Source organism: Methanofollis sp. UBA420, from assembly GCF_002498315.1.
GTDB lineage: Archaea > Halobacteriota > Methanomicrobia > Methanomicrobiales > Methanofollaceae > Methanofollis.
The window spans coordinates 409,412-419,959 of sequence record NZ_DAGX01000005.1; the positions used below are offsets into that span (position 1 = coordinate 409,412).

Consider the following 10,548-nt stretch of genomic DNA (forward strand, 5'->3'; position numbering starts at 1 on the left):
TTGATCGTGCCGAATGTTCCATTAAAGGCTTTTTTTCTGGCAAAAAATATTCTTCCATGCCAGGTCATCACCTCTTTTATGGACGCCCTCGCCAGAGAGAGGCAGGGACGAGAAAGGCGGGAGAGATCTACCAACAAATAACCACTATTTTCTCACACATTACAAAAATATATGATTATATTATGAATTCAGTATTATTGTCCCCGAGGACCCAGGAAAACAAATAAATACAATAAATAGTATTTGATCATTCGTCGCACCGCCCGTGATCGCCATGCAGGATATACCCAGACAGAAGAGATATGCTCTCGGATGGTACAACGAAGGCATCACACACCTTTCCATGCACGAATACGAGGAAGCGCTCTCTTTTTTCGAGCGTGCACTCAAGGTGGTGCCCGACCACCCTGACTTCCTGATCGGCAAAGGGGAGGTGCTGATGGCGACAGGTCAGTACAGGGAGGCATACCAGCACTTCCTTATGGCCGCCACCCGTGAGCCCGAAAACCTGAAGGCTCTTGTTCTCCTGGGGAGTTCGCTTCTCAAACTCGACATGCCCGGGCCCGCCGACGAGGCCTTCCTTGCAGCCCTCACTCTCAACAGGTACGACGGCGAGGCCTGGTTCGGCCACGGGGCGGCGCTCTACCACCTCGGCAGGAAAGAAGAAGCCCGGGAGGCCTTCCGGCAGGCCCTGAGAAAAAAGCCGAACCAGCCTCAACTGATGTATTACCTTGCAAAAACAGCCGGGAGCGACAGGGAGGCGATCGAATATCTGGCCCGCGGCTGCCGCCTCGACCCGACCAACGTCGACCTCATCCACGAGATGGCCGAACGCCTCATCACACTTGGCCACTACAAAGAGGCCGCCGCATTCTGCAAACGTGCCATGGCCAGGCGTCCGGGCAATCCGAAGACAGAAGACCTCATCAGGAGGTGCATGGAAGGGATGATCCGGGAGAAGGACGGGATCAGTCCCTGAGCAGCGCCACCTTCGATCCCTTCGGGACGCCGACCATACCGGCGATCGTCTCGCACTTGACAGCCATCAGGAAGGCGGTCGGCGGGAAATCGTCATATTCGGTGAGAGCTTCGTAGTTTGCCATCCCCTTTGCAATGACAAGGCTGCATCCTTCGAGGGCCGTCGCAAGGTCGTCAGGGATGAAAGAGAGGTTCACGCCGAGTTCACGCTCGCCGCAGGTTGTCGTGGTCACGTGGTCGGCAATGGCGTCAAGGCCGAGGGTGAGGGCGTCTTCCATGGTAGCGTCATTGAGAATGGGAGCGCCGCGCACGACGACGGTCACCGTCGCACCCTGTGCCTTCAGGTACCTGAGAAGGAGGCGGTCGAAGACAATCTCCCCGCAATTGTCAGTGAAATAGACGACATCGCGGCAGAGCGGGAGGATCCTGTCGGTGTCGTCGATTGCAAGGCCTTTCGGGAACTCTGTCGCAAAGAACGAGAGAAAGTCTCCGGTCACCTGGTGGGACTGGACACCGTAGTCAAAGGTGTTGCCGAGCACCGCGGCAGTGACATAATCCCTGAAAGTCACGAGGTCGGGCGCGACCATTTCGACGGCAAGGAGGGCGTCCCTGTTGTTCTGCTTCTTGAGGTCCAGGTACGGGTCATCGACACCGATCAGACTATACGCGCACCGGTGGACAGCACCTGCAAGCACCGGTGCCGGCACCGCCGGGTCATCCTGTCCCGCGGCGAGCACTGCCGCCGCCGCACGCCGCACCTCCTCGATCGCTGCGGGATCGTCGAGCACAAGCCCGGCCTCATATCCCACGCGGGAGAGAAGACATTCAGTACACCGTGGCTGAAATTTCATAAAAACACCAAGAATAAGGTGGTGGGGTCACCGCGATTTGAACGCGGGTCAGAAGACCCCCAGTCTCCTAGGATGGCCAGGCTACCCTATGACCCCAACCGACTGTATATGTTGGGACGTCACGCTATATGTACTCTTCCGTCAGGAGCACTCGAATGGGGGCCAGAGGGCAGTGACAGGGACGACTCGCGAGCAGGGGACTGGAGCGGGAGGGGTTGGAGGAGAAGAGGTATATCGCTACCCCGGAGAACGCAGCATTACGGAAAAGGTAGTGTACGGGCGTAATTCACCGGGGGCTTCACCCCCAGACCCCAACATTAGGATAGGTAGGAGTGGATGGCAATCCCCCCTGGATTTTCTGTTCTGTCTTTCCCGTCCTATCTTACATTGGGGGTCCGGGGGCTGCGACCGAAGGGAGCACGAGAAGACTGGTAAAAGATTTACCACGAAAACCCCCGAGATGATTTCAAAGAAACGCCTGAAACTTCGTTTCATGAGCGATTCATCAGAGATTAAAAAAAAGTAAAATAAATTCAGATCCGTAACTGCTTGAACTTTTCAACGTTCTTGGTGAGCGCTTCAAGTTCGGTGTCCGTGATCTTCATCTTGCTACCGATGGCGTCGACTTCTGTCAGCAGCTGCTGAATTCTGACGTACATGATATACATGATGAAGAGCTGGATGACAATCACGCAGCCCAGAATAATGAGGAGGATGCCTCCCATGTCGAATGGTTCCATTTTACCGATTCCCCCTGAAGAGAGTTCTTGCAAGACGATCAATGAATCCTTCACGCGTTACAGCGACATCGTCGTGATACTCACAGCCGGCGATCTCCGCGGCGATCTTCTTGATAGCCCGCGCGGCGCCCGAAGTCGGGTGCTTGATCACCACCGGCATCTTGTACGCCGCCGATTCCCTGACATAGGTGTCTTCGGGGATGACGCCCAGTGAGGTGACACCCAGAGACTTTTCAATCTTATGCTCGACGAAATCAAGGTTATCCCTGCCGGCCCGGTTGATGATCGCATGCTGGACATGGCCCCCGACCAGTTCGGTGAGGATCTTTGTCTTCAGCGCGTCGACAATGGAGGAGAGTTCTGGATTGACCACCAGAATCACCTCATCGGCAACTGCAAGCGGAACCACACCGTCCCTGCTGATGCCTGCCGGGGCATCGATCAGCAGGTAATCGCACCGATCGACAAGGTCATGCATGACTTCCCTCAAACGGTCAGGATTTGCATCCTGAAATCCCTGGAGGGAGATGCCGCTCGGGACCACCTTCAGACCGGCAGGGCCGTCATAGATCGCCTCATCAATAGTTGCTTTTCCGGCAAGTACCTCATGGAGAGTCACCGGCACATTTTCCAGGCCAAGCAGGATCCCGATATTCGCCATCCCGACGTCAGCATCAAGAATATAGGTCTCTTTGCCGAGCTGAGCAAGTGCGGTGCCGAGATTGACCGTGAAGGTCGTTTTCCCCGTCCCGCCCTTACCGGATGCTATTGTGTATGCTCGTATCATCTCATACCTCGTACCATGCTTCGGTTCGACTCATTCTGTCCGACCTCCACACTATCCTCACAGCCAGTTCCTCAGAACGGACACCGCGTCGCTTTCCATGTCTTTGACCCAGGCATCGGGGATGTTGTGTTCGGTCCTGAGGATGCCGACAAGGCTCGAACCCTTGTGCTGGATACCAAAGAGCATCACCTTCGGATCGTCGGGAAGTTTCCCCTCGGTAAAGAGGTAACTGTACTTTGCCGCATCGGCAGATGCATCGTCCTCCGAGGAGGCGACCACAAGACCGTCGTCGGTGGCGATCGTGAATGCATCCAGATAGTACTTTTCACACATCGCCTGCATGCTTCCCGCAATATCGGTGCGTCCATCAAAGAGGCTGAGAGCAAGGGGGGGCTTTTCCCATTCAACCTCACGAGACCGCTGGATATGCTTGAAGAGCGTGAACATGTCCACCGGCGCCTGTGCTGTCCCGCCGATGATGTTCCGCAGCTGGGCATACTGCTGCCTTTCCTGCGAATCTTTTCGTATCGCTGCCAGCTGGTCCTGAACTCTCACCAGATAGAGGACACAGCCGGCAACACCCATACCTATCAATGCAAGGAGTACGACAATGATCTGTCCCAGTGCAATGAACGTTGTTCCATCATCCATGTGACTATCACGCTTCCTTTTTCTTCTTTTCATCGACCAGATGCCCGAGCTGGAGGCGGTCCAGTATCGAGACATAGCCGGTCTTCAGGTTTGCCGCCATTTCCACGGGATCGATCGCATCAAGGGCGTCGAGATCCCTCATGACGGCAGCGGCCACCATTGAGGAGTCCGGGTCAGTTCCCTTCAGGTTCTCCCGCACCGGTGCCGGTGAAGGGACAGCAGGCCCTGCCGTACCTCCCTTCTGGGGCGGCGAGGGCCGGTTCTTCAGGGCAGGTGCCTCCGCCCCTTTCTGAGAGAGGGGCGGGCTGCCAGCCATAGAGCGGACCTCTGTCCGGGGGGGACCTTCGACGCGGTACCCGCCATTGAACTCAAGAGAGAGGGCGATCTGCTGGAGAGTAAGAGTATAGAGACCGACATCACCCGGCGCACTCGATGTCTTCGCTTTTTCCAGAGCGGCAGCGCCGCGCTCCCTGCCATACGCGGCAAGGATACAGGATCCCCCGGAAAAGACAAGGGTAAAACCGACCGAAGCCACCGTAAAGAGACCATAGCCCGTGAATGCGCGCTCCTTCAGGTGTTCAAGCATCCCTGCAATTGGCACATCCTTTTTTACCTCGCAAAGCTCCCCCCTGGGAACGACAAGGCGCTCTTTCCCGGGAGATGCCTGCGCGGCGGCGGGCGGCTGCGCTTTCACGGCGCCCCGTGCCGCCGGCGCCCCCCCACTCCGTGCAGGGGGTTCGCCAATAGTGACCCGGGCATTTCTGTTGAATTCGTCTGCCAGCCGAAGCTGCTGGCGGGTGAGAAGATAAAGCCCGATCTCTGCCGTCTCCTCCCCCATTGACTGGACTGCCTGCAAGGCTGCGGCGCCAAGCAGGCCCTGGTACTCTGCGAGTATGCAGGCACCTTCGGAGAAGACAAGTGAGATCAGGCCGCCTCCGTGGCTCACCATCGCATATCCGCTGAATGATGTATCCCGGATCTCTGCAAGAACAGCAGATATGGCGGTATCTCGTCTGATTGTAGAGAAGGTACCTCTCGGAATATCCATTAATATGGTGTAGTGTTTAGGAATATTATAACCCTATGTTAATGGTGAGAAATAGAAAAGATAATATTACATCACAAGACAGCATCAAGATCGCCATTAAAATATATCGATATCTCCTGCAGGAGACGTCACCCCCGATTCTGAAAAACCGGCACAGACGGCGAATTTTAACAGACCGCACATGCACCGAACAGAACATTCGTCCCGGACAGATGCACGAGAAAAAAAATCAAAATGTTCGGAACACGTCGACAAGAACCCCATAACATGCCCATATTGGTGAGATTACCTGATATCAGGCGCAAGAGAAACCAAAATATGATATATAAGATGAAGTAAGATACACGGTGGGCATGACAGAACATCAGGGATTAAAAGAGAGAATAAATTCGTTCATCAGGGAGATCATGGAGGTCAGGGGCGTTTCAGCCTGCGTGCTCGCCTCCCGCGACGGGATCCTGATGGGCAAATCGTTCGCAGCAGGGGTATCCGTACCTTCTTTCGCTGCCATGAGCGCGACCATGCTGGCAGCGGCCGAGGCCGCGGCGAGCATATCACATATCCAGCCACCAGGGAAGGTACTGGTCACCTCAGACGACGCCTCGATGCTTGTCATGGGTGCCGGAGACCGGACGCTCCTTGCGGTCGTCCTCGATCCCACGGCAGACACAGAGGCAGCCTACAAGTTATTCACCAAGATCGCGGCTGAGATCGCGGAGGTACTATAATGTACACGGTTCTGGTGGTGGACGACAGCCCATTCATCGTGGACGTCTTCGTCACCATGCTGGAGAGGGGAGGGTACCAGTCAATCGCGGCATACGGCGGCGAGGAGGCCCTTGAGATCCTCACTACCGTCACACCCGACCTCATCCTTCTCGACATCATGATGGAGCCGATGGACGGCTGGGAGACTCTCGAAAATATCAAGATCAACCCGAAGACGCGCGACATCCCGGTATTGATGCTGACAGCAAAACAACTCACGCCAGATGAAGCAGAAGGGTACGGCTCATATATCGAAGACTACATCTTAAAGCCCATCACCCATCGGGAACTCTATGACGCGATCGAGCGCGTGCTCAAGCGCCGTGAGATGATCAGGGACGATGTCGACAGGGCGAAGGAGGTCGGACTCGACCAGCGCCTTGTCGACGAATACGCGCGGCTCGCAAAAGGGGTCGACGTGAACAACCGCCTCCTCCGCATCCTTGAGACGACCTACAATATCAATGACAGCAAGGCGAGCGAGAAAGTCTCCCTTGCGATCAAGACCATGGAAAACAGCATCAGGTTCCAGCAGGAACGCCTTGCCCAGATCAAGGAAGAGATCGACACCCTTCAGCAGAAAAAATAAATCCGTTTCTTCGATGCCCGGTCCACCAGGGGCATTACTCCTCTTTTCCAATCAGGACCACCGCAAGGGTGAGCACCGCAATGACCGCCACCGTCCCTGCCACATCAACAATGTCGGTCGGCTCCAGGCCGTAGACGAGCACCTTCCGCACCATAGCGGTGAGGCCCGCAATAAGGATCGGTCGCACCTGCAGACGGTTGGTCCGGAAATACGCAGTCACAGTCTCCAGGATCTCGATGATGATGATGGTGACCAGGAGGGCGTGGAGCACCGTGAGGATGCTGTCGGTCATCGGCACATCGGACCTCAGGCTATCCATGAACTGGAGCGCCACATCATAGAACGATACCACCGCAAGGAGGGCGAGCACGATGGCAATGAAGAGATATATTACATGGTTGACCCGCATGATGGCAGCGATCGCCCACTGCATCTGCGGATTATCATCCTGAGGGAGAGCCATCACACATTCGTCTGAATCGGAGCAGTTAAATCTTATCATAACGCATAGGGATGCATCCCGGACAATCTTCAGCGACCGGACGGTCCCGAGGGAGCGAAAATTATATTAACTCTAACATCATTGTAATAATGCCGTCTGCGTACGGGGCCCATAGCTCAGTTAGGTAGAGCGTCTGGCTTTTAACCAGATGGTCGGGGGTTCAAATCCCTCTAGGCCCGCTGCCATGGCGCAGTCTGTGGTTTTTATGTGGTGATACATCTGAATTTAACTCTTTCTTGTCCGGGGGATTGAAGATGAGCACCAGATTTAATGTTTTAGATCATGAAATGGTGCCGGATCATCAGAAGATGACCGATAGCGAGATTGCAGAGCTCCTTTCCCGTTATCAGATCGCACTCGACCAGCTTCCGCGTATCTACAGCGATGACCCGGCCGTCAAGGCCACCGGGGCAAAGATCGGGGATGTCATCAAGATTGTCCGGAAGAGCCAGACGGCTGGCCTCGCCGACTCGTATCGTTCTGTAGTAAAGAGGCCAAAGAAGTAACCGGGGGCGGATGGATCTGTTAGATAGAAGCGTTATATCGAGGGCATACTTCTCAGAAGAGCACGTCGCCCGCCACCAGTTGGATTCGTACAATCATTTCCTGGAGCACAACCTCCAGAAAGTGGTGGACGAACAGCGGATCATTGAAACCGACATCGAAAATCGGGGCAAAAACAGCGAGGCGGTCTGGGTCGAACTCGGCACGATCCGGATCCTGAAACCGATCGTCCGCGAGGCCGACGGTTCGAAGAGCATTCTTTACCCAACAGAGGCGCGCCTGCGTAACCTCACCTATGCCGCACCCATCGAACTCGAGATGGCACTCGTGCAGGGGGACATGCGTGGCGATCCGATCACGACCGAGATCGGGCAACTGCCCGTCATGGTCGGGTCAGTCGCCTGCAACCTCGCGGGGCTTTCCGACAACGAGCGGGTCGCTCACGGCGAGGACCCCAGAGATCCGGGCGGCTATTTCGTCGTGAACGGCTCTGAGCGCGTCCTCATGACCCTTGAGGATCTTGCCTCGAACAAGATCATGACCGAGTTTACCGAAAGGTACAACGAGCGGATCTACGTGGCAAAGGTCTTCTCCCAGTTCCGGGGGTACCGTGCACTCGTCGTCGTCGAGAAAAACAAGAAGAACCTGCTCGAAGTCTCCTTCCCGTCGGTCGCCGGCCACCTGAAGTTCTCCGACCTGATGCGGGCCCTGGGCCTCGGGAGTGACAGGGAGATCGTAGAAGCGGTCTCGACAGACGAGGAAATCCTCACCTACATGATGCAGAACCTCGAAGAGAGCGAATGCGACTCTGTCGAGAGCGGCGTCATGTACGTGGGCAAGAAACTCGCTCCGAACCAGACCCGGGAGTACCAGAGGAGAAGGGCCGAATTCGTTATCGACAACTACCTGTTGCCCCACCTCAACTACCTCATGCCCGAGAACCTCAAGGAAGGCGACGAGGGCTATGAACAGACGGCTATCGGTGTGCGGCTTGCAAAGGCACACTTCCTCGGCCGCATGGCAGAAGCCTGCTTCGACCTCGTGCTCGGCCGCCGTAAGATCGACGACAAGGACCACTACTCGAACAAACGGCTGAAACTTGCAGGCGACCTGATGGAGGACCTCTTCCGTATCTCCCTCAACAGGCTGACCCGCGATATCAAGTACCAGCTCGAACGCGCGAGCATGCGCCACCGGGACCTCTCGATCAGCACAGCCGTGCGGGCCGATGTCCTCACCGAGCGCCTCCTCCATCCCCTTGCCACCGGCAACTGGGTCGGCGGACGGACAGGTGTCTCTCAGCTCCTCGACCGGACAGACCGGATGAGCGTGCTCTCGCACCTGCGGCGCGTTATCTCGCCGCTGTCCCGGTCCCAGCCCCACTTCGAGGCCCGTGACCTGCACCCGACCCAGTGGGGCCGGATCTGCCCGTCAGAAACCCCTGAAGGTCCGAACTGTGGTCTGGTGAAGAACTTCGCACAAATGGTAGAGATCTCAAAGGGCTATGACAAAACTGACGATGTCAAGAATATCTTCTATAACCTCGGCGTGGAGCCGCTGATCATCGGGGGGAAGAAGGAATGAAAAAGTCACGCGTATTCCTTGACGGGTCCCTCATCGGACTCGTTGAAAACCCACAAGAGATCGTAGAAAAGGCGCGGGCCATGCGGCGCCACGGGGCAATCTCCTCTGAGGTGAACATCGCCTTCGCGGAGTTCAACGGCGACGTCGTCATCAACACCGACCGCGGCCGGGCCAGAAGGCCCCTGATCGTCGTCAAGGACGGTAAGCCCGTGATCACGAACGCCGAGATCGCCCAGCTCGCCGCGAACGAGATCGCCTTCGAAGACCTCATCAAGAGAGGACTCATAGAGTTCGTCGACGCGGAGGAGGAGGAGAACCTCTACATCGCGATCAACGAGGCCGACCTGACCCCCGAACACACTCACCTCGAGATCGACCCCTCCCTGATCCTCGGCATCGGTGCGGCCCATGTGCCGTTCCCCGAACACAATGCATCGCCGCGTGTCACGATGGGCGCAGGCATGGTCAAGCAGGCCCTCGGTTTTGCCACGGCCAACACGAAACTGCGGCCCGACACGAGAGGCAACCAGCTCCACTACTGCCAGAAGCCGATGGTCTATACCCAGGCCTCCGACCTGATCGGTTCCGACGATCGGCCGGCCGGCCAGAACTTCGTCGTCGGCATCCTTTCCTACGAAGGCTACAACATCGAGGATGCCCTCATCTTCAACAAGGCCTCGATCGACCGCGGCCTCGGACGCTCCCACTTCTTCAGGACCTACGAAGGCGAAGAAAGGCGCTATCCCGGCGGCCAGGTCGACAGAATCGAGATCCCGGACGAAGAAGTCTCAGGCGCCCACGGCGCGGAGTACTACCAGAACCTCGACGACGACGGAGTCATCAACCCCGAGACGGTCGTCAAGGAGAAGGACGTCCTTATCGGGAAGACCTCCCCGCCACGTTTCCTCGAAGAGCCGAGCGGCGAACTGATCGCCGTTGAAAAGCGGCGCGACACCTCGGTGACGATGCGGAGCAACGAGCACGGCATCGTGGACACCGTAATCATCACCGAGGGCGAGAACTCCTCGCGCCTGGTGAAAGTCAGGACCCGCGACCTCCGTGTGCCCGAGGTAGGCGACAAGTTTGCGTCCCGGCACGGGCAGAAGGGTGTCGTCGGCTGGATCGTCCCGCAGGAGGACATGCCCTTCGGTGAGATGGGCATCGCCCCCGACCTGGTCATCAACCCGCACGCTGTCCCGTCACGTATGACCATCGGGCACATGCTCGAGATGCTCGGCGGCAAGGTAGGCGCCCTCGATGGGCGGCGGATCGACTCCACCGCATTCAAGGGCGAGACAGAGGAAAACCTCCGCCAGGCCCTGAAGCAGTACGGCTTCGCACACACAGGCCGCGAGATCCTGTACGACGGCTACACAGGCAAGCAGTTCCACGCGGATATCTATGTCGGCGTGATCTATTACCAGAAGCTCTACCACATGGTCTCCTCGAAGATGCATGCACGGTCCCGCGGCCCGATCCAGGTGCTCACCCGTCAGCCGACCGAAGGGCGTGCCCGTGAAGGTGGTCTCCGGTTCGGTGAGATGGA

The 10,548-nt window shown here is 56.9% G+C and carries 12 protein-coding genes and 2 tRNA genes; 7 read left to right on the forward strand and 7 right to left on the reverse strand.

The genetic code is table 11. The features are described from left to right. The first annotated feature begins 274 nt into the window (after positions 1-274). On the forward strand, positions 275-979 hold the full coding sequence (locus tag BP869_RS08225; protein WP_342678604.1) for a tetratricopeptide repeat protein: 705 nt from the start codon (positions 275-277) through the stop codon (positions 977-979). Here BP869_RS08225 and BP869_RS08230 read toward each other — a convergent pair. The 6 genes from BP869_RS08230 to BP869_RS08255 form a co-directional block, all read right to left on the reverse strand. Then, complete coding sequence (locus tag BP869_RS08230; RefSeq protein WP_342678606.1) at positions 969-1,829, reverse strand: damage-control phosphatase ARMT1 family protein; 861 nt, start codon at positions 1,827-1,829, stop codon at positions 969-971. The genes BP869_RS08225 and BP869_RS08230 overlap by 11 nt on opposite strands. Positions 1,830-1,848: 19 nt before the next feature. Further along, a tRNA-Pro gene (locus tag BP869_RS08235) sits at positions 1,849-1,925 on the reverse strand. 437 nt (positions 1,926-2,362) lie between these two features. Then, positions 2,363-2,569, reverse strand: coding sequence for a hypothetical protein (locus BP869_RS08240; protein WP_067049131.1), 207 nt, complete (start codon positions 2,567-2,569; stop codon positions 2,363-2,365). A gap of 1 nt (position 2,570) precedes the next feature. After that, entirely contained in the window at positions 2,571-3,356 is a 786-nt protein-coding gene (gene minD / locus BP869_RS08245) for a cell division ATPase MinD (protein WP_342678607.1), read from the reverse strand. Positions 3,357-3,413: 57 nt separating this feature from the next. Then, entirely contained in the window at positions 3,414-4,007 is a 594-nt protein-coding gene (locus BP869_RS08250; RefSeq protein WP_342678609.1) for a hypothetical protein, read from the reverse strand. Positions 4,008-4,014: 7 nt separating this feature from the next. Beyond that, positions 4,015-4,956: a hypothetical protein gene (locus BP869_RS08255; protein WP_342678611.1), complete on the reverse strand. Its 942-nt coding sequence runs from the start codon at positions 4,954-4,956 to the stop codon at positions 4,015-4,017. Positions 4,957-5,408: 452 nt separating this feature from the next. Between BP869_RS08255 and BP869_RS08260 the strand changes: the two genes are divergently transcribed. Both BP869_RS08260 and BP869_RS08265 read left to right on the forward strand, forming a co-directional pair. After that, entirely contained in the window at positions 5,409-5,783 is a 375-nt protein-coding gene (locus tag BP869_RS08260; protein WP_067049122.1) for a roadblock/LC7 domain-containing protein, read from the forward strand. After that, positions 5,783-6,412 carry a response regulator gene (locus BP869_RS08265; protein ID WP_300162068.1) on the forward strand — a complete coding sequence of 210 codons (630 nt, stop codon included), beginning with the start codon at positions 5,783-5,785 and terminating at the stop codon, positions 6,410-6,412. Before BP869_RS08260 ends, BP869_RS08265 begins: the two co-directional genes overlap by 1 nt. Before the next feature lie 34 nt (positions 6,413-6,446). Here the strand turns inward: BP869_RS08265 and BP869_RS08270 are convergent, their stop codons facing one another. After that, on the reverse strand, positions 6,447-6,845 hold the full coding sequence (locus BP869_RS08270; protein ID WP_342678616.1) for a phosphate-starvation-inducible PsiE family protein: 399 nt from the start codon (positions 6,843-6,845) through the stop codon (positions 6,447-6,449). Positions 6,846-7,019: 174 nt separating this feature from the next. Here BP869_RS08270 and BP869_RS08275 point away from each other — a divergent pair. From BP869_RS08275 to rpoB, 4 genes are all read left to right on the forward strand, one after another. After that, a tRNA-Lys gene (locus BP869_RS08275) sits at positions 7,020-7,093 on the forward strand. Positions 7,094-7,168: 75 nt separating this feature from the next. Beyond that, positions 7,169-7,420, forward strand: a complete 252-nt coding sequence (locus tag BP869_RS08280) for a DNA-directed RNA polymerase subunit H (RefSeq protein WP_067049113.1) — start codon at positions 7,169-7,171, stop codon at positions 7,418-7,420. Between the two features lie 10 nt (positions 7,421-7,430). Further along, the gene (locus tag BP869_RS08285) at positions 7,431-9,002 is read left to right on the forward strand and encodes a DNA-directed RNA polymerase subunit B'' (protein WP_342678618.1); all 1,572 of its coding nucleotides are present in this window, start codon (positions 7,431-7,433) and stop codon (positions 9,000-9,002) included. Beyond that, positions 8,999-10,548 (forward strand): DNA-directed RNA polymerase subunit B (rpoB, locus tag BP869_RS08290; RefSeq protein ID WP_342678620.1); only part of this gene is annotated, 1,550 nt, incomplete at its 3' end. The genes BP869_RS08285 and rpoB, both read left to right, overlap by 4 nt.